19 protein-coding genes are annotated in these 18529 nt (G+C 66.0%); 13 read left to right on the top strand and 6 right to left on the bottom strand.

Features of this window, described 5'->3' with window-relative positions:
• Window positions 1-35: 35 nt before the first annotated feature.
• Genes A9X05_RS18565 through A9X05_RS18555 form a run of 3 tightly spaced genes read left to right on the top strand, consistent with a single transcriptional unit; the run spans window position 36 to window position 4232 of the window.
• On the top strand, window positions 36-722 hold the full coding sequence (locus A9X05_RS18565; protein WP_156669875.1) for a TetR family transcriptional regulator: 687 nt from the start codon (window positions 36-38) through the stop codon (window positions 720-722).
• A 25-nt stretch (window positions 723-747) separates the two neighbouring features.
• The gene (locus A9X05_RS18560) at window positions 748-1296 is read left to right on the top strand and encodes an MmpS family transport accessory protein (protein ID WP_067747993.1); all 549 of its coding nucleotides are present in this window, start codon (window positions 748-750) and stop codon (window positions 1294-1296) included.
• Window positions 1293-4232 (top strand): RND family transporter, encoded by a 2940-nt coding sequence (locus tag A9X05_RS18555; protein ID WP_067783259.1) that lies wholly within the window; start codon window positions 1293-1295, stop codon window positions 4230-4232. Before A9X05_RS18560 ends, A9X05_RS18555 begins: the two co-directional genes overlap by 4 nt.
• A 63-nt stretch (window positions 4233-4295) precedes the next feature.
• Here A9X05_RS18555 and A9X05_RS18550 read toward each other — a convergent pair whose 3' ends face one another.
• From A9X05_RS18550 to A9X05_RS18535, 4 genes are read right to left on the bottom strand one after another with little or no spacing between them, the layout of a single operon-like run.
• Window positions 4296-4742 (bottom strand): DUF5078 domain-containing protein, encoded by a 447-nt coding sequence (locus A9X05_RS18550; protein ID WP_067311930.1) that lies wholly within the window; start codon window positions 4740-4742, stop codon window positions 4296-4298.
• A gap of 52 nt (window positions 4743-4794) precedes the next feature.
• Window positions 4795-5712 carry a crotonase/enoyl-CoA hydratase family protein gene (locus A9X05_RS18545; protein WP_067783256.1) on the bottom strand — a complete coding sequence of 306 codons (918 nt, stop codon included), beginning with the start codon at window positions 5710-5712 and terminating at the stop codon, window positions 4795-4797.
• Window positions 5713-5719: 7 nt separating this feature from the next.
• The gene (locus A9X05_RS18540) at window positions 5720-6031 is read right to left on the bottom strand and encodes a hypothetical protein (protein ID WP_067755577.1); all 312 of its coding nucleotides are present in this window, start codon (window positions 6029-6031) and stop codon (window positions 5720-5722) included.
• Between the two features lie 10 nt (window positions 6032-6041).
• Entirely contained in the window at window positions 6042-8099 is a 2058-nt protein-coding gene (locus A9X05_RS18535) for a prolyl oligopeptidase family protein (RefSeq protein ID WP_067783267.1), read from the bottom strand.
• A gap of 66 nt (window positions 8100-8165) precedes the next feature.
• Between A9X05_RS18535 and A9X05_RS18530 the strand changes: the two genes are divergently transcribed.
• From A9X05_RS18530 to A9X05_RS18505, 6 genes are read left to right on the top strand one after another with little or no spacing between them, the layout of a single operon-like run.
• Window positions 8166-9689, top strand: a complete 1524-nt coding sequence (locus A9X05_RS18530) for an aldehyde dehydrogenase family protein (protein ID WP_067755583.1) — start codon at window positions 8166-8168, stop codon at window positions 9687-9689.
• The gene (locus A9X05_RS18525; RefSeq protein WP_067783253.1) at window positions 9689-10156 is read left to right on the top strand and encodes a DUF779 domain-containing protein; all 468 of its coding nucleotides are present in this window, start codon (window positions 9689-9691) and stop codon (window positions 10154-10156) included. Before A9X05_RS18530 ends, A9X05_RS18525 begins: the two co-directional genes overlap by 1 nt.
• 19 nt (window positions 10157-10175) lie before the next feature.
• Window positions 10176-10454: a putative holin gene (locus A9X05_RS18520; RefSeq protein WP_067755570.1), complete on the top strand. Its 279-nt coding sequence runs from the start codon at window positions 10176-10178 to the stop codon at window positions 10452-10454.
• Window positions 10447-11016 carry a hypothetical protein gene (locus tag A9X05_RS18515; protein ID WP_067783250.1) on the top strand — a complete coding sequence of 190 codons (570 nt, stop codon included), beginning with the start codon at window positions 10447-10449 and terminating at the stop codon, window positions 11014-11016. Before A9X05_RS18520 ends, A9X05_RS18515 begins: the two co-directional genes overlap by 8 nt.
• A gap of 33 nt (window positions 11017-11049) precedes the next feature.
• Window positions 11050-12444, top strand: coding sequence for a dihydrolipoyl dehydrogenase (lpdA, locus tag A9X05_RS18510; protein ID WP_067755562.1), 1395 nt, complete (start codon window positions 11050-11052; stop codon window positions 12442-12444).
• Window positions 12445-12449: 5 nt separating this feature from the next.
• Window positions 12450-12722, top strand: a complete 273-nt coding sequence (locus tag A9X05_RS18505; RefSeq protein ID WP_067755559.1) for a hypothetical protein — start codon at window positions 12450-12452, stop codon at window positions 12720-12722.
• On the opposite strand, the gene A9X05_RS18500 is transcribed toward A9X05_RS18505, so the two are convergent.
• Together A9X05_RS18500 and ramB are read right to left on the bottom strand one after the other, a co-directional pair.
• Window positions 12713-13294, bottom strand: a complete 582-nt coding sequence (locus A9X05_RS18500) for a carboxymuconolactone decarboxylase family protein (RefSeq protein ID WP_067783246.1) — start codon at window positions 13292-13294, stop codon at window positions 12713-12715. The genes A9X05_RS18505 and A9X05_RS18500 overlap by 10 nt on opposite strands.
• Window positions 13291-14715, bottom strand: a complete 1425-nt coding sequence (ramB, locus tag A9X05_RS18495) for an acetate metabolism transcriptional regulator RamB (protein ID WP_067783243.1) — start codon at window positions 14713-14715, stop codon at window positions 13291-13293. The genes A9X05_RS18500 and ramB overlap by 4 nt, the downstream gene beginning before the upstream one ends.
• A gap of 160 nt (window positions 14716-14875) precedes the next feature.
• Between ramB and A9X05_RS18490 the strand changes: the two genes are divergently transcribed.
• From A9X05_RS18490 to A9X05_RS29930, 4 genes are all read left to right on the top strand, one after another.
• The gene (locus A9X05_RS18490; protein ID WP_067755550.1) at window positions 14876-15670 is read left to right on the top strand and encodes an acyl-[acyl-carrier-protein] thioesterase; all 795 of its coding nucleotides are present in this window, start codon (window positions 14876-14878) and stop codon (window positions 15668-15670) included.
• 268 nt (window positions 15671-15938) lie between these two features.
• Window positions 15939-17225: an isocitrate lyase gene (aceA, locus tag A9X05_RS18485; RefSeq protein ID WP_067783238.1), complete on the top strand. Its 1287-nt coding sequence runs from the start codon at window positions 15939-15941 to the stop codon at window positions 17223-17225.
• 220 nt (window positions 17226-17445) lie between these two features.
• Window positions 17446-18309 (top strand): 3-hydroxybutyryl-CoA dehydrogenase, encoded by an 864-nt coding sequence (locus tag A9X05_RS18480; RefSeq protein WP_067783236.1) that lies wholly within the window; start codon window positions 17446-17448, stop codon window positions 18307-18309.
• Window positions 18310-18425: 116 nt separating this feature from the next.
• On the top strand, window positions 18426-18529 hold a 104-nt coding region (locus A9X05_RS29930; RefSeq protein WP_197499120.1), incomplete at its 3' end, for a class I SAM-dependent methyltransferase.

The following is an 18529-nucleotide window of genomic DNA, read 5'->3' as shown; positions in this document are numbered from 1 at the left end:
AAGTCACGTCCCGTGCGTTATGCAAATCACACAATGTGCGTTACGCTCGGCCGGTGGCGCAGTTAACCTTCCAGCGCGCCCGCACCGAGGAGAAGAAGCGCCAACGTGCGGAGGCACTCGTGGAAGCCGCGCGTTCACTGGCGCTCGAGACCGGCGTCGCGTCGGTCACGTTGACCGCCGTCGCCAATCGGGCCGGCATTCACTACTCCGCCGTCCGTCGTTACTTCACCTCGCACAAGGAAGTGCTGCTGCACCTGTCCGCCGAAGGGTGGGTGCGCTGGTCGAACACGGTGTCCGAGAAGCTCGCCGCACCCGGCCGCAAGTCGCCGCCGCAAATCGCCGAGACACTGGCCGACGCCCTCGCCCAGGACCCGCTGTTCTGCGACCTGCTGGCCAACCTGCACCTCCACCTCGAGCACGAGGTGGACGTCGAGCGGGTCGTGGAGGTCAAGCGCATCAGCACCGCCGCCACGCTCTCGCTCGCCGATTCCATCGAGAGCGCGCTGCCCGAACTCGGCCGCTCGGGGTCGCTCGACATTCTGCTCGCCGCGTACTCGCTGGCGGCCACGCTGTGGCAGGTCGCCAACCCGCCGGAGCGCCTCAACGATGCCTATGCCGAGGAGCCGGAAGTGATTCCGCCCGAATGGAATCTGGACTTCGCCTCGGCCCTCACCCGCTTGCTGACGGCGACGTGCGTCGGCCTCATCGCGGAGAAGCCATGATCAGGGGGAAGGACTTGGGGTGCCCATGACGACGACTGAGCCAAGAACCGAGCCGCTCGAGAGACAAGGCTCTGCCGGCGGGAAGGGAAACGATGCCGCTCCGCGGCGCGCCGGGAAGAGGGGGCTGTTGGGGCGGTCCTGGTTGGTGCTCACGATCGCGGCTGTCGTCGCGCTGTCCGGATTCGTCGTCTACCGATTGCACGGCGTCTTCGGTGTTCACAAGGGTTCGTTCGGTGGCGGCACGTCGGGCGAGGTGCTCGATGAGTTCAACGCCAAGACGATCACGCTCCAGGTCTGGGGCTCACCGGGCAGCACCGCAACCATCAACTACCTCGACGAGAACTCCCATCCGCAACAGGCCCTCAACGTGCCCCTGCCGTGGAGCATCGTGCTGAGTTCCACGAAGCCCGGCATCCCGGCAAACCTGATCGCGCAGGGAGACGGCAGCTGGATCGCCTGCCAATTCGTCGTGAACAACCACGACGGGCACGGTGACGTCATCAAGGCCCCGAATCGCTCAGATTCCAACGAAAACGTGAACCCCTTCGTCTACTGCCTGGACAAGTCCGCATGAGCGAGCCAAGTGAGGCTGAATCTGCCGCGCCGCCAATCTCGCAGCCGCTGATCCCGCCGTTCCTGCCGCGGATGATCCACCGGCTCGCCCTGCCGATCGTCCTGATCTGGTTGGCCATCGTGTTCGTCACGAACACCGCGGCCCCGCAGCTGGAGGCGGTCGCCAAAAACCACTCGGTGTCGATGAGTCCGACTGACGCGGCTTCCTTTCAGTCGATGATGAAGGTCGGATCGACGTTCAAAGAATTCAACTCCGACAACTCGGCCATGATCTTGCTGGAGGGCGACAAGCCCCTCGGGGCAGAAGCGCACCGCTATTACGACGAGATCGTCAGGCGCGTCGAGCAAGACAAGAAGCACGTTCAGCACGTGCAGGATTTCTGGAGTGATCCGCTGACGGCGGCGGGTTCCCAGAGCCACGACCAGAAGGCCGCGTACGTCCAGGTTTACCTCTCCGGCAACATGGGCAGCGGGCAGGCCAGCGAGTCTGCCCTGGCCCTGCGCAAGATCGTGGACTCGGTGCCCGCGCCGCCGGGAATCAAGGCATACGTCACCGGCGCGGGTCCGCTGTTCGCCGACCAGTCCCACGCGGGCGAGAAGGGCGTCGCGCTCGTCACCCTTGTCACTTTTTTGGTGATCGTGGTGATGCTGCTGTTCGTCTACCGCTCGGTGACCACCATGCTGATCATGCTGGCGATGGTGTTCATCGAGTTGGCCGCGGCTCGCGGCGTCGTTGCCTTGCTGGCCAACTACGAAATCATCGGACTATCCACGTTCGCCAACAATTTGTTGGTGTTGATGGCGATCGCCGCCGGAACGGACTACGCGATTTTCGTGGTCGGCCGCTACCACGAGGCCCGCGGTCTGGGCGAGACCCGCGAACAAGCCTTCTACACCATGTTCCATAGCACCGCGCATGTCGTGCTCGGGTCGGGCCTGACCATCGCCGGCGCGATGTACTGCCTGAGCTTCTGCCGATTGCCGTATTTCCAGTCATTGGGCGCACCATGCGCCATCGGCATGTTGGTAGCGGTGCTCGCCGCGTTGACCCTGGGCCCCGCAGTGCTGACCGTCGCGTCGTTCTTCAAGCTCATGGATCCGAAGCGCAAGCTGGCGACTCAGGGCTGGCGTCGCATCGGCACCGCGGTCGTCCGCTGGCCCGCCCCGGTTCTCGCGGTGACCATCGGGATCGCATTGGTTGGCCTGCTCGCCCTGCCCGGCTACAAGACGGACTACGACAACCGCCATTTCCTGCCGGCGGACACCCCGGCCAATGTCGGCTATGCCGCCGCGGACCGGCACTTCGACCAGGCTCGGCTCAATCCCGAGTTGTTGATGATCGAAACCGATCACGACTTGCGCAACCCGGCCGACTTCCTGGTCCTGGACAAGGTTGCCAAGGCGGTCTTCCACATCCCCGGCATCGGCCGGGTGCAGACCATCACCCGGCCGTTGGGCACGCCACTCGACCACAGCACCCTCGGTTTTCAGATGAGCGCACAAGCCGCGGGGCGGATCCAGACCCAGCACTATCAGGACGAGCAGGCGGCGAACCTGCTCAAGCAGGCCGACGAGCTGAAGAAGACCATGGCCACCCTGCATGAACAGATGCGGGTGACCCAAGACCTCAGCAACACGACCCACGAAACCACCAGGCTCACCAAAGAAACCGTGAAGATCACCGAGGCGTTGCGCGACGACATCGCCAACTTCGACGACTTCTTGCGGCCGATCCGCAGCTTTTTCTACTGGGAGCGGCACTGCTACGACATCCCGGTCTGCTGGGCGCTACGGTCGGTCTTCAACGCGCTCGACGGCATCGACCAGGTGGCCCAGAACATCGTGGAGCTCAGCGCGAATCTGGACAAGCTGGACCGGATTCAGCCGGAGTTGGTGGCGCTCATACCGCCGCAGATCGAGAGTCAGCAGCGCAACCTCGACACCATCATGTCGAACTACGCGACCACGATGGGGCTCAACGAACAGGCGAAAGCGCAGGCGGACAACGCCACCGCGCAAGGTGACGCCTTCGACAAAGCGAAGAATGACGACACGTTCTACCTCCCGCCGGAGGCGTTCAAGAGCCCGGATTTCGCGCGGGGTTTGAAGAACTTCATTTCACCGGACGGGCACGCGGTCCGGTTGATCATCTCCCATGAAGGCGACCCGGCGAGTCCAGAAGGCATCAGCCACATCGAGCCGATCAAACAGGCCGTGCACGAGGCGATCAAGGGCACGCCCTGGGAGGGCTCCAAGGTCTACCTCGGCGGTACCGCCGCGACGTACAAGGACATGCACGACGGCTCCGACATCGACCTGCTGATCGCCGGAATTGCCGCAGCCACACTGATTTTCATCATCATGCTGGTGATCACCCGAAGCGTCGTGGCGGCCTTCGTGATCGTCGGCACGGTGTTGCTGTCACTGGGCGCCTCATTCGGACTCTCCGTGCTGCTCTGGCAGTACATCCTGGGCATGAAGTTGCACTGGATGGTGCTGGCGATGGCGATCATCCTGCTGCTGGCGGTCGGTTCGGACTACAACCTGTTGCTGATATCGCGGTTCAAGGAGGAAATCCACGCCGGGCTCAGAACGGGGACGATCCGCGCGATGGCCGGTTCGGGCTCGGTGGTGACCTCCGCCGGTCTGGTCTTCGCCGCCACCATGGCCACGTTCATGTTCAGCCCGTTGCTGGTGATGGCCCAGGTGGGCACGACGATCGCGCTGGGTCTGCTATTCGACACCTTGATCGTGCGGTCGTTCATGACGCCGTCGCTGGCCACCTTGCTCGGGCGCTGGTTCTGGTGGCCGCAGCACGTGCGGCCACGACCGGCCAGCACCATGCTGCGACCGTACGGACCGCGTCCCGCCGTGCGCGAATTCCTTCTCAAGAACGTCGAGGAGCGTCCGGCGGGCGGAGTGGTACAGCCGCGCTGACCCTGCGGGACAAAAAAATCCGCGCGTCCCCTTCCTCTCAGGGACGCGCGGATTCTTGAGGCGTTAGGCCCAGTTCCACACCGACATGTCGCCGGGCGGGTATTGGGCGCACACGTCGGTGGCCTTCGCGACGACGCCCTTGTTGTTGAAGAAGAGCTTCATGTGGTTGGGCCACGCGTACCACAGCGGGTCGTTGTTGTAGAAGTTCTCGGAGTAGGTGCGGCGGTCCTCCGGCGACAGTGAGTAGAACCAGTGCACCTTGTCGATCGTCGCCTGCTGGACGTTCGGGTGGTTGTTGAAGTCGATCATGTAGCGCTGGTAGTACACCGGGCTGGTATCGCGGGTTGCCGCCATGATCTGCTCGGCGTCGCACGTGGTGTTGATCATCCTGCGCGGAATCGGGAAGTCCTCCGTCGAATCGGCGACGGCGGTCTTCGGGAAGACCGCCGCGGCGATGCCGAGGGCGAGGAAGGCGGCGCCTGCGCGCAAGCCGGTGTTCAGCCGAGACATAGCTGTAACGGTAACACTTTTTGACCGGCGGCCGCCAGGTTCCTAGTTTGTCTCAGCATTGGTCCCGATCAGGCACGATGACGTGTGAGGGGTCGGGCCGCAGCTCCGGCGGGGCCTGGCTGTAGTCGCCGAACGGGCCGTCGCGGCGCTCGACGGCCGCCCGCACGCCCTGGGTTTCGGCCGTGTTGATGAAATCGAGCGCGTCGGGAGTGTTGCGCATCAGGCCGTCGAGGATGCCGCCCAGCGTCTGGGTGGACGCCAACCCCATGTTCTCGTAGGCCTGGTTGACGATCAGCTTCTGCGCCCGCAGCTGCGACAGCGGGATGCGCGCGAGCTCGGCGGCGATCTCGGCGACCCGGGCCTCCAGGCGTTCGAACGGCACCGCCTCGTTGATCAGCTCGATCTCGGCCGCCTGGACGCCGGTCAGCGGCCGGCCCGTCAGCGAATGCCACTTGACCTTGGCGAAACTGAGCCGGTAGAGCCACATCCCGCTCAGGTATGTGCCCCACATCCGGCTGTACGGGGTGCCGATCACCGCGTCCTCGCTGGCGATGACCAGGTCCGCGCACAACGCGTAGTCGCTGGCCCCGCCGACGCACCAGCCATGCACCTGGGCGATCACCGGCTTGGACGCCCGCCAGATCGCCATGAACTTCTGCGTCGGCGCCGTCTCACGGGCGGTGACCATCGCGAAGTCCTTGCCGGGGTCCCAGCGGCCGTCGGTCATCATGGCCTCGCCCCACTGCTGAAAGCCGCCGCCGAAGTCGAAGCCACCCGAGAAGGCGCGGCCGGCGCCGCGCAGCACGATGACCTTGATCTGCTGGTCGCGCTCCGCCAGCCCGACGGCCGCCTCGATCTCGTCGGGCATGGGCGGCACGATGGTGTTGAGCTGCTCCGGACGGTTCAGCGTGATGGTGGCCACCGGGCCGGCCGTGGTGTACAGCAGCGTCTGGAAGTCGCTCCCTGGCATGGCTTCCTTAGGGGTCGGGCTGTCGGTTTTCCGGCGACGACGCGTAGATGCGGTCACCGATCTTGAGATAGGGCGTCGTCAGGTAGGCCGACATGACGACCAGGCCGGTGAAGATCACCGCCACGCAGACGGCGTTGGGCCAGAGCTTGCCCGTGCCGATCGCGAAACACACGGTGCCGATCGCCGCGGTCGCCCAGTAGAACCGCCGGCCGGCCCGGCGGTCACCGATGAACCGGTAGCGCGCCTGCGCCGCCGAAACCAGCACGAAGATCAATCCGGTCGCCAGCAGGGTGAGTTCGATGCGTTGGGTCGCGGACACGTCGACGATCTTATGACCCGGTCAATGGGCCGGCCAGCATCCGCCACAGGAACGAATAGGTGAGCGCCGACTTGAACGCCACCTGCTGGTTGTCGGCCGCGCCGGCGTGCCCGCCCTCGATGTTCTCGTAGTAGAAGACGGGGTGCCCGGCCGCCTCGAGGGCGGCCGTCATCTTGCGCGCATGGCCCGGATGCACGCGATCGTCGCGGGTCGAGGTGGTCATCAGCACCGGCGGGTAGTGGCGCGTCGCCGAAATGTTCTGATAGGGCGAATATTCGGAGATGAACGCCCAGTCACCCGGGTCGTCGGGGTCGCCGTATTCGGCCATCCACGACGCGCCGGCCAGCAGCAGGTGGTAGCGCTTCATGTCCAGCAGCGGGACGCTGCACACCAGCGCACCGAATCTGTCGGGGTACCGGGTCAGCATGATGCCCATGAGCAGGCCGCCGTTGCTGCCGCCCTGCGCGCCGAGCTGATCCACGGTCGTGATGCCGCGGTTCACCAAATCCGTTGCCACCGCTGCGAAGTCCTCGGCCACCTTGTGCCGGTTCTCGCGCATGGCCTGGGTGTGCCAGCGGGGGCCGTACTCGCCGCCGCCACGGATGTTGGCGAGCACGTAGGTGCCGCCACGGGCCAGCCAGAGCCGGCCGAGCACGCCGCTGTAGGCGGGGGTGTTCGCGGATTCGAAGCCGCCGTAGCCGTACAGCATGGTCGGGCCCGGGCCCGCCGCGTCGGCCGGCCGCACCACGAAGTACGGGATCGAGGTGCCGTCGTCCGATTCCACGAAATGCTGTGCCACGGAGAGGTTTTCGGCGTCGAAGAAGGCGGGCGCCGACTTGACCTGCTCGAGTGGGCCGGCGCCGGTGCCGCGCATGAGCCGGGAGGGTGTGACGAATCCGCTCGAGTCGAGGAAGAACTCGTCGCCTTTGTCGTCGGCGGCGACGACGACGGTGTTGGTCGCCTCCGGAATGCCGGCGACCGGCTCACGGCGCCAGTCGCCGCGTGACGAGGGCGGCGTGACGATTTCCACGCGGCTTGCCACGTCGGCGAGGCTGACCATCAACAACCGGTCCCGCGTCCATGCGTAGTGATTCAGGGCGGTGTGCTCGTCGGGCGAGAACACCACACTCAATTCGGCCGTGCCCGCGAGGAATTCGTCGTAACGGGCCGCCAGCAGAGAACCGGCGGGGTAGCTCTGGGCGCCGTAGAACCAGTCGGTGCGCAGCTCGATCAACAGCCATTCGCGGTGTATCGACAAGCTCGCGTCGGTGGGCGCGTCGATCCGGATCAGCTCCGGGCCCCGCAGTTCATAGACCTCTTCGTTCCAGAAGTCCAGGGCCCGCCCCAACACCGTGCGCTCGAAGCCTTCGATTCGGTCCACCGTCGCGGACACGCTGACGTCGGTGGGGGCGCCCTCGAACACGGCTTCCGCATCGGTCAGCGCGGTGCCGCGGCGCCACCGCTTGATCACGCGGGGGTAGCCCGAATCGGTGAGCGAGCCGTCGCCGAAATCCGTGCCGACCAGCACGGTGTCGGGGTCCACCCAGGCGACCTGGGACTTGGCCTCCGGCAGCGCGAAACCGTCGGCGACGAATTGGCGTGTCGCCATGTCGAATTCGCGGACGATGGAGGCGTCCGAGCCGCCCCTGGACAGCGAGACCAGCGCGCGCGTGTATTCCGGTTCGATGACACGGGCGCCTGCCCACACCCACTTCTCGTTGTCAGCTCGCCCCAGTTCGTCTACGTCGATCAGCACGTCCCACTCGGGGGCGTCGGTGCGATAGCTGTCCAATGTGGTGCGCCGCCACAGCCCGCGCGGGTTGGCGGCGTCGCGCCAGAAGTTGTACAGGTACTCGCCGCGGCGGACCACGTACGGGATGCGGGCATCGGTGTCGAGCACCTCGAGCGCCTCGACGCGCATCCGCTCGAATTCCGCGTCGCGGAACGCCGCCAGCGTCGGTTCGTTGCGCGCCCGCACCCAATCCAGCGCCTCGTCGCCGGTGACATCCTCGAGCCACAGGTAGGGGTCTTGGGCATCTTCGCGGTCGGCGGCGGCGTGTGAGGTCATGGACGCCATTGTGGCCTCCGGCGGTAGTGTGAGGTGTATTACACCGACGAGCGAAGGGCCGAGCAGATGACTGTTTTCGCACGTCCAGGTTCCGCTGGGGCCTTGATGTCGTACGAATCCCGCTACGACAACTTCATCGGGGGGCAGTGGGTGCCGCCGGCGCAGGGCCGCTACTTCGAGAACCCGACACCGGTGACCGGCCAGCCGTTCTGCGAGGTGGCCCGGTCCGACGAGGCCGACATCGAAAAGGCGCTCGACGCCGCGCACGGGGCGGCGAAGGCGTGGGGCAAGACCGCCCCCGCGGAACGGGCGCTGATCCTGAACAAGATCGCCGACCGCATCGAGGAGAACAAGGCCGCGCTGGCGGTCGCCGAAGTCTGGGACAACGGCAAACCGATCCGCGAGGCGCTCGGCGCCGACATCACCTTGGCGGTCGACCATTTCCGCTACTTCGCCGGGGCGATCCGGGCGCAGGAGGGTTCGCTGTCGCAGATCGACGAGAACACCGTCGCGTACCACTTCCACGAGCCGCTCGGGGTGGTCGGGCAGATCATCCCGTGGAACTTCCCGATCCTGATGGCCACCTGGAAGCTGGCGCCTGCGCTGGCGGCCGGCAACGCCGTCGTGCTCAAACCCGCCGAACAGACGCCGGTCTCGGTGCTCTACCTGATGTCGCTCATCGGCGACCTGTTGCCGGCTGGCGTGGTCAACGTGGTCAACGGATTCGGCGCCGAGGCGGGCAAGCCGCTGGCGTCGAGCAACCGCATCGCCAAGGTGGCGTTCACCGGTGAAACCACCACCGGCCGGCTGATCATGCAGTACGCCTCGCAGAACCTGATCCCGGTCACGCTGGAACTCGGCGGCAAGAGCCCGAACATCTTCTTCTCCGACGTGATGGCCAAGGGCGACGACTTCCAGGACAAGGCCCTCGAGGGCTTCACCATGTTCGCCCTGAACCAGGGCGAGGTGTGCACCTGCCCGTCGCGCAGCCTGATCCAGTCCGACATCTACGACGAGTTCCTCGAGCTAGCGGCCATCCGGACCAAGGCGGTGCGGCAGGGCGACCCGCTGGACTCCGAGACCATGTTGGGCTCGCAGGCCTCCAACGATCAGCTGGAAAAGGTGTTGTCCTACATCGAGATTGGCAAGGACGAGGGCGCCAAGATCATCACCGGGGGCGAGCGGGCCGAGCTGGGCGGCGACCTGTCGGGCGGCTACTACATGCAGCCCACCATCTTCGCCGGCAACAATAAGATGCGGATCTTCCAGGAGGAGATCTTCGGTCCCGTCGTCACGGTGACGTCGTTCTCCGACTACGACGACGCGATCTCGATCGCCAACGACACCCTCTACGGCCTGGGCGCCGGGGTGTGGAGCCGCGACGGCAACACCGCCTATCGGGCCGGACGCGACATCCAGGCCGGCCGGGTGTGGGTCAACTGCTACCACGCCTATCCCGCGCACGCCGCGTTCGGCGGCTACAAGCAGTCCGGCATCGGCCGGGAGAACCACAAGATGATGCTCGACCATTACCAGCAGACCAAGAACCTGATGGTGTCCTACTCGGACAAGGCGCAGGGATTCTTCTGATGGTCCCCGGCGTCGTGGTCACCGCCGGCGCCGCCGAACTGCTGGCGCGCCTGCAGGAGAAACACGGCCCGCTGATGTTTCACCAGTCCGGCGGGTGCTGCGACGGGTCGTCGCCGATGTGCTACCCCTTGGATGACTTCCTGGTCGGCGACCGCGACGTGTTGCTCGGCGTGCTCGACGTCGGGGACGGGGTGCCGGTGTGGATCTCGGGCCCGCAGTACGAGGCATGGAAGCACACCCAGCTGGTCATCGACGTGGTTCCCGGCCGTGGCGGCGGGTTCAGCGTGGAAGCCCCCGAGGGGCTGCGTTTCTTGTCCCGCGGCCGCGTCTTCACCGAGGACGAACAGGGCGAGCTACGGGCCACGCCGGTCATCACCGGCGCCGATTACGAACGCGGCGAGCGCCCTTCGGCGCGCGGTCAGGTGGTGACTGACACGGCGGCGCGAACGTGCCCTCCGGGTCGGTGACGGCAGTAACCTCGAAGACGTGATCCCCCTCCCGCGCCCGCGGTTGTTGGCCGGCGCCATGCTGGTCGGCGCCGCGGTCGGGCTGTTGGCGGGGGTGGGATTCGCCGGGACGGTGCACGGGAGCATCCGCCCGGCCTTCGCCCTCGCGCTGGTCGTCGGGATTCCGAGCGTCGCCGGGCTGGTGACGATCCTTTTCTCCGGACGCCGGTGGGTGACGATGCTCGGCGCGTTCGCCTTGGCGGTGGCCCCGGGCTGGTTCGGCGTCCTGGTCGCCCTCCAGGTGACATCACGTGGCTGACGACGACACCCCGTCGAGCCCGGGCACCCAGTCGTGGAAGCCCGACTTCTCCGACGACGACGAAGGCCCTGGCACTCAGTCGTGGCAGCCGGATTTCTCGGATTCCGACGAGGACACCGGCGAGCGCCCGGCGGCGGCGCCGGACGAGCCCCCGACGTCCGAGCCGCCCGCCGACGATGCCGATGCGGCCACCGAATCCGCCGCCACGCCGGTGCAACCGGTCACCGTCCCCGGCCGCTACCTCTACCTGAAGTGGTGGAAGCTGCTGCTGGTCGCGCTCGGCGTGTGGTGCTTGGCCGCGGTCCTCGGCCTCGGCCTGTTCTATTGGTGGTACCACTCGGCGGACGCGACCCCGGCGCTGTTCGTGGTGCTGGTCTATGTGGTGGCGTGCGCCGTCGCCGGCGTGCTGCTCGCGATGGTCGAGGGCAGGCCGCTGGTCTCGGCGCTCGCGCTGGCGGTGATGTCCGGACCCTTCGCCTCCCTGGCCGCCGCGGCGCCCCTGCTCGGCTATTACCACTGCGCGCGGGTGGGCCACTGCCTCGTCGGCCTCATTCCGTATTAACGCCCCGGCCGGGCGGCCATTAGGGTAGGGGCCGTGACCCATTTTGACGTCGTCGTCCTCGGGGCCGGTCCCGGCGGATATGTCGCAGCCATCCGCGCCGCGCAGCTTGGCCTCAACACCGCAGTCGTCGAGCCGAAGTACTGGGGCGGAGTCTGCCTCAACGTCGGCTGCATCCCGTCCAAGGCGTTGCTGCGCAACGCCGAGCTGGTGCACATCTTCACCAAGGAGGCCGCGACGTTCGGGATGAACGGCGACGCGACCTTCGACTACGGCGTCGCCTTCGACCGCAGCCGCAAGGTGGCCGAGGGCCGGGTCGCGGGCGTGCACTTCCTGATGAAGAAGAACAAGATCACCGAGATCCACGGGTACGGCCGGTTCACCGACGCCAACACGTTGTCCGTTGAGCTCAACGACGGCGGCACCGACACCGTGACGTTCGACAACGCGATCATCGCCACCGGCAGCAGCACCCGGCTGGTGCCCGGGACGTCGCTGTCGGAGAACGTGGTGACCTACGAGGAACTGATTCTGTCCCGGGACCTGCCGGAGTCGATCATCATCGCCGGTTGCGGTGCGATCGGCATGGAGTTCGGCTACGTGATGAAGAACTACGGCGTCGACGTGACCATCGTGGAGTTCCTGCCGCGCGCGCTGCCCAACGAGGACGCCGACGTGTCCAAGGAGCTGGAGAAGCAGTTCAAGAAGCTGGGCGTCAAGATCCTCACCGGCACCAAGGTCGAGTCGATCTCCGACAACGGCTCCGAGGTCACCGTCGCCGTCAGCAAGGACGGCAACACGCAGGAACTCAAGGCCGCGAAAGTGTTGCAGGCCATCGGGTTTGCCCCCAACGTCGAGGGCTTTGGCTTGGAGAACACCGGCGTCGCGCTGACCGACCGCAAGGCGATCGGGATCAACGACTACATGGTCACGAGCGTGCCGCACATCTACGCGATCGGGGACGTGACCGGCAAGCTGATGCTCGCTCACGTCGCCGAGGCCATGGGCGTGGTGGCGGCCGAAACAATCGCCGGCGCAGAGACCTTGGCGCTTGGCGATTACCGGATGCTGCCGCGGGCGACGTTCTGCCAGCCCCAGGTGGCCAGCTTCGGGCTGACCGAGCAGCAGGCCCGCGACGAGGGCTACGACGTGGTGGTGGCCAAATTCCCGTTCACCGCCAACGGCAAGGCGCACGGCCTGGGCGACCCCACCGGCTTCGCCAAGCTGATCGCCGACGCGAAACACCTTGAGCTGCTGGGCGGGCACCTGATCGGCCACGACGTGTCCGAGCTGCTGCCCGAGCTGACCCTGGCGCAGAAGTGGGACCTGACCGCCACCGAGCTGGCCCGCAACGTCCACACCCATCCGACCTTGTCCGAGGCGCTGCAGGAGTGTTTCCACGGCCTGACCGGCCACATGATCAACTTCTAGGGCCCATGCGCAGCGACATCGTTCTGGGGGCCATCGGCGGCCTCGCCGCAGGTTATGTCCTGTGGTTGGTGGCATTTTCGATCGCCGACGACAACGCGGCGGTGGGCCAGTGGGCCCCGACAGTGTTGCTGCTGTCGCTCGCGCTGGCGGTCTGCGCCACGATGTGGGCGTCGTTCTTGCGGCGGCGGCGTAAATACGCGTGGTCGGGATTCGGGTTCGGGTTGCCCGTGCCGCCGCTGCTGCTGACGCTGGCCGTCCTGGCCAACGTCTACCTCTGAGCGGGGCCGGTCTGGCGCGGGTTGTCCAGCGGGATGGCCAGGGCCGACATGGTCGCGGCCAGGCCGTCGTATTGGCTTGCCAGCAAGCAGAATTCGATGAGCTGACGCCGGTCCAGGTGCTGGGCGAGCTGCTGCCAGGTGGCGTCGGTGATGGTGCGGTCCTTAACGAACTCGTCGGTGGCGTTCAGCAGCGCCTGCTGGCGCACGGTCAGGCGCGCCTCCACGCGGTCCAGGCGCTCGGGCCACGCGAAGATGGCGTCCTGCAGGTCCGCGTCGAGGCCCTGATTGGCGGCCATCCGGCGATGGTGCTGCAGCTCGTACTCGCAGGCGCGCAGATGCGCGACGCGCAGGATCACGAGCTCGGTGTCGATCGCCGGCAGGCGGCCGCGCAGCACGCGGCCGCTGTAGATGCTCCACACCAGGAACAGGAATTTGTTCTGGCCCAGCGTGGTGAACAGGTGCATCTCGGGCGCGCGGACCTTGCGGGCGGCCGATTTCGCGAGAATCCAGTTGATCAGCCCGAGTTCGCGGAACCGCCCCGAGGGGATGCGGCCGCCTTGAGGCGCGGTCACGGTTGCTTCACCAGATACGGGGAGACCGTGCTGCGGTGCTCGTCCAGATCCAGGGCGCGGCCCAGGGCCGGGAACGCCCGCTGCGGGCAGTTGTCGCGTTCGCAGACACGGCAACCCGCACCGATCGGTGTGGCCACTGTTCCTGGTCCTCCCGAGACGTCGAGTCCTTCCGAGTAGACGAGCCGGTGCGCGTGGCGCAACTCGCAACCCAGGCCGATCGCGAAGGTTTTACCCGGCTGACCATACCGGGCGGCGCGGCGCTCCACGGTGCGGGCCACCCACATGTAGTTGCGTCCGTCGGGCATCTGGGCGATCTGCACCAGGATCTTGCCCGGGTTGGCGAACGTTTCGTAGACGTTCCACAGCGGGCAGGTGCCGCCGCTGGAGGAGAAGTGAAAGCCGGTGGCGGACTGCCGTTTTGACATGTTGCCGGCCCGGTCCACCCGGACGAAGGAGAACGGCACGCCCCGCATCGACGGTCGCTGCAGGGTCGAGAGGCGGTGCGCGATGGTCTCGTAGCTCACCGAGTAGAAGGACGACAACCGTTCGACGTCGTAGCGGAAATTCTCTGCGACGTCGTGGAATTGGCGATAGGGCAGCACCGCCGCCGCGGCGAAGTAATTGGCCAGCCCCAGCCGGGCGAGCGTGTGCGACTCGTCGCTGGTGAACTTGCCCTCCTCCACCAGGGTGTCGATCAGATCGCCGTACTCGAGGTAGGCCAGTTCGGCCGCCATCTTGAACACCTGTTGGCCGAGCGAGAGGTGGTTGCTGATCTCCAGCGTCTTGGTGCCGGGCTCATACCGGTGTAGCACGGTGTCGCCGAGATCGATCCGCCTGTTGATGTGCACGCCGTGCACCTCGGTCAGCCGGCGATTCAGTTCGCGGGCCAGATCACCGTGGTGCAGTCGCATCTGGATCGTCAGGTCCTCGGCGGCGGTGTCCAGCTCGTGCAGGTAGTTCTGCCGCTGGTAGAAGTAGTCGCGCACCTCCTCGTGCGGCATGGTGATCGATCCGGTGCCGCTGCCATCGGAGTACCGCTCCTCGGTGGCCGCGGCCAGCTGCGCCGTGGTGATCCGGTAGCGCCGGTGCAGGTTGACGACCGCGCGGGCCAGCGCGGGATGTGAGCCGACCATCTCGGCCACCTCGGCCGGGTCGACGTCGATGTCCAGGTCGCGGTCCATGGTGACCTCGCGCAGCTCGGCGACCAGCCGGGTGTCGTCCTGGGAGGCGAAGAACGTCGCGTCCACGCCGAACACCTCGGTGATCCGCAGCAGCACGGCCACGGTCAGGGGCCGGACGTCGTGCTCGATCTGGTTGAGGTAGCTTGGCGAGATTTCCAGCATCTGGGCCAGAGCGGCCTGGGAGAACCCGCGCTCGTTGCGGAGCTGGCGGACGCGGGAGCCGACGAACGTCTTGGACACTTTGCCCAGGATAGCGGGTTGCTAAGCGGATGTTGGCAGGGTTCGCACGGGGCCGCGGACGCGTCGCGATTGGTTTTTGGCACAGGTCGTTGGCATGATTCGCAACGAGACCGCAGGGCTAGCCTGAGGCGCCCACGAGGAGGAAACGGGGAGTTAAGCCGTGAGCCTGGACAAAGAACTGATGCCGGTTCCCGACGGACACCCCGATGTCTTCGACCGCGAGTGGCCGCTGCGGGTGGCCGACATCGACCGCACCGGCCGGTTGCGGCTGGACGCCGCGTGCCGGCACATCCAGGACATCGGACAGGATCAGCTGCGCGAGATGGGCTTCGAGGAAACCCATCCGCTGTGGATCGTGCGCCGCACGATGCTGGACCTGATCCGGCCGATCGAGTTTCAGGACATGCTGCGGTGCCGCCGGTGGTGTTCGGGCACGTCGAACCGGTGGTGTGAGATGCGGGTTCGCGTCGACGGACGCAAGGGCGGGCTGATCGAATCCGAGGCCTTCTGGATCAACATCAACCGGGAGACCCAGATGCCGTCGCGCATCTCCGACGACTTCCTGGCCGGCCTGCACAAGACGACCTCGATCGACCGGCTGCGCTGGAAGGGCTATCTGAAGCCGGGCAGTCGCGACGACGCCGCGGAGATCCACGAGTTCCCCGTCCGGGTCACCGACATCGACTTGTTCGACCACATGAACAACTCGGTCTATTGGAGCGTGATCGAGGACTACCTGGCTTCACACCTGGAGCTGATGCGACTCCCGCTGCGCATCACGATCGAGCACGAGGCGCCGGTGGCGCTGGGCGACAAGCTGGAGATCATCTCGCACGTCCACCCGCCCGGTTCGACCGATCAGTTCGGCCCCAACCTCACCGATCGCACTGTTACAACGCTCACATATGCGGTCGGTGACGAGACGAAAGCGGTCGCCGCGATCTTCTCCCGCTAACCGGACAAGCGTCCCGTTAATTTCCCGGCTGACCTGGGGATTCCGGTTACCAGCGGGTAGCTTCTGAAACGGTTCAGTTTCCGTTCATCTTCGCAACATTCGCTAAATCCCCCGGAGTCGTTGCCGAAATTGGCAAATGAAATGGGTGGAAATGCGTGGTCGGGCTGTGTCATCTTCGAATTAGCACACCAGCGAAGTTGAGCCTCTAGCTGCCGCCGGTGCAGCGTTCACCATCTCAGTAGTGAAGATTCGTTAAGGAGCATGCCCGATGTCTGCCGTTGGCACCCCCAAGAGCGCCGAACAAATCAAGAAGGACTGGGACACCAACCCCCGTTGGAAGGGTGTCACCCGCACCTACAGCGCCGAGGACGTCGTCGCCCTGCAGGGCAGCGTCGTCGAGGAGAACACCCTGGCCCGCCGCGGCGCCGAGGTGCTGTGGAGCCAGCTGCACGACCTCGAGTTCGTCAACGCGCTCGGCGCGCTGACCGGCAACATGGCCGTCCAGCAAGTCCGCGCCGGCCTCAAGGCCATCTACCTGTCGGGTTGGCAGGTCGCCGGTGACGCCAACCTCTCCGGCCACACCTACCCGGACCAGAGCCTGTACCCGGCCAACTCGGTGCCGCAGGTCGTGCGCCGGATCAACAACGCGCTGCTGCGCGCGGACCAGATCGCCAAGGTCGAGGGCGACACCTCGGTGGAGAACTGGCTGGCGCCGATCGTCGCCGACGGCGAGGCGGGCTTCGGTGGCGCGCTCAACGTCTACGAGCTGCAGAAGGCCATGATCGCCGCGGGCGTCGCGGGCTCGCACTGGGAGGACCAGCTGGCCTCGGAGAAGAAGTGCGGCCACCTCGGCGGCAAGGTGCTCATCCCGACCCAGCAGCACATCCGCACGCTGACCTCGGCCCGCCTGGCGGCCGACGTCGCCGACGTGCCGACCGTCGTGATCGCCCGCACCGACGCCGAGGCGGCAACCCTGATCACCTCGGACGTCGACGAGCGCGACCAGCCGTTCATCACCGGCGAGCGGACCAAGGAGGGCTTCTACCGGGTGCGCAACGGCCTCGAGCCCTGCATCGCCCGGGCCAAGGCCTACGCGCCGTACTCCGACCTGATCTGGATGGAGACCGGCACCCCGGACCTCGAGCTGGCCGCCAAGTTCGCCGAGGGCGTCAAGGCCGAGTTCCCCGACCAGTTGCTGGCCTACAACTGCTCGCCGTCGTTCAACTGGAAGAAGCACCTCGACGACGCGACTATCGCCAAGTTCCAAAAGGAGCTGGGCGCAATGGGATTCAAGTTCCAGTTCATCACGCTGGCCGGCTTCCACGCGCTGAACTACTCGATGTTCGATCTGGCCTACGGCTACGCCCGCAACCAGATGACGGCTTACGTCGAGCTGCAGGAGCGCGAGTTCGACGCCGAGGAGCGCGGTTACACCGCGACCAAGCACCAGCGCGAGGTCGGTGCGGGTTACTTCGACCGCATCGCCACCACGGTCGACCCCACTTCGTCGACCACCGCGCTGACCGGCTCCACCGAAGAGGGTCAGTTTCACTGAGGACGAGCGGGCTTAGGCCCGCGAGGACGAAGTGAAACCGATGGCTTGAGTCACTGAGTCCCTGATCCCTTCCGGAGCCGAGCAGGCGCGAACTCGCACCGCTGCGATCCAGATCGTGCGAGTTTGCGGCTGCTCACCGTGAAGTAGCATTGGCCCCGCCCAGCGAACCTGGGCGGGGCCTATTGCGGTGCAAGACGATACGACACCGAAAGAGAACACAGTGAGCGACGCAGCGATTCAGCGGGTAGGGGTGGTCGGGGCCGGCCAGATGGGATCCGGCATCGCCGAAGTCGCGGTCAGAGCCGGCGTCGACGTGACGGTGTTCGAGACCACCGAGGTGCTGATCACGGCCGGGCGCAACCGCATCGTGAAGTCCCTGGAGCGCGGCGTCAGCGCGGGCAAGGTGACCGAGCGGGAACGCGACCGGGCGCTGAGCCAGCTCACCTTCACCACCGATCTGAAGGACCTCGCCGACCGCCAGCTCGTCATCGAGGCGATCATCGAGGACGATGCCATCAAGGCCAAGGTGTTCGCCGAACTCGACGCCGTCGTCACCGATCCCGACGCGGTGCTGGCGTCCAACACGTCCAGCATTCCGATCATGAAGATCGCAGCGGCCACCAAGAATCCGCAGCGGGTGCTGGGTCTGCACTTCTTCAACCCGGTCCCGGTGCTCCCGCTGGTCGAGTTGGTCAGCACCCTGGTCACCGACGAAGCCGCCGCCACGCGAACCGAGGAATTCGCGAGCGCCGTCCTGGGCAAGCAGGTGGTGCGCTGCTCGGACCGGTCGGGCTTCGTCGTCAACGCCCTGCTGGTGCCCTACCTCTTGTCCGCAATTCGCATGGTGGAGGCGGGTTTTGCCACCGTCGAAGACGTCGACAAGGCGGTTGTCGCCGGGCTGTCACACCCGATGGGCCCGCTGCGGCTGTCCGATCTGGTGGGCCTGGACACCCTGAAGCTGATCGCGGACAAGATGTTCGAGGAGTTCAAGGAACCGCATTACGGTCCGCCGCCGCTGTTGCTGCGCATGGTCGAGGCGGGCCGGCTGGGCAAGAAAACCGGCCAGGGCTTCTACACCTACTGACGGCGCAGCTGCCCGGCGTCGTGGCGCCGATATTCCAGCGCGCGAAGTCAAGACAATGTTGGTTTTTCCGGTTATTATGCTCGCGTTAAATACGCGAAAGGGTAATCGGGAACCCCATGACCACATTGACTCCGTTCTATGAAGAATCGCAATCCATCTACGACGTTTCGGACGAGTTTTTTGCCCTGTTCCTAGATCCGACAATGGGCTATACGTGCGC

The organism is Mycobacterium sp. E3298 (assembly GCF_001666895.1).
Lineage (GTDB): Bacteria > Actinomycetota > Actinomycetes > Mycobacteriales > Mycobacteriaceae > Mycobacterium.
This window is presented reverse-complemented; position numbering and strand designations above follow the sequence as displayed.

Bases quoted from the DNA above. Each gene is read 5' to 3' on its own strand.
- A9X05_RS18535 (WP_067783267.1), bottom strand. From the start codon at position 8,099: ATGACCTCACACGCCGCCGCCGACCGCGAAGATGCCCAAGACCCCTAC.
- A9X05_RS18555 (WP_067783259.1), top strand. From the start codon at position 1,293: ATGAGCGAGCCAAGTGAGGCTGAATCTGCCGCGCCGCCAATCTCGCAG.
- aceA (WP_067783238.1), top strand. From the start codon at position 15,939: ATGTCTGCCGTTGGCACCCCCAAGAGCGCCGAACAAATCAAGAAGGAC.
- A9X05_RS18550 (WP_067311930.1), bottom strand. From the start codon at position 4,742: ATGTCTCGGCTGAACACCGGCTTGCGCGCAGGCGCCGCCTTCCTCGCC.
- A9X05_RS18530 (WP_067755583.1), top strand. From the start codon at position 8,166: ATGACTGTTTTCGCACGTCCAGGTTCCGCTGGGGCCTTGATGTCGTAC.
- A9X05_RS18560 (WP_067747993.1), top strand. From the start codon at position 748: ATGACGACGACTGAGCCAAGAACCGAGCCGCTCGAGAGACAAGGCTCT.
- A9X05_RS18505 (WP_067755559.1), top strand. From the start codon at position 12,450: ATGCGCAGCGACATCGTTCTGGGGGCCATCGGCGGCCTCGCCGCAGGT.
- A9X05_RS18545 (WP_067783256.1), bottom strand. From the start codon at position 5,712: ATGCCAGGGAGCGACTTCCAGACGCTGCTGTACACCACGGCCGGCCCG.
- A9X05_RS18525 (WP_067783253.1), top strand. From the start codon at position 9,689: ATGGTCCCCGGCGTCGTGGTCACCGCCGGCGCCGCCGAACTGCTGGCG.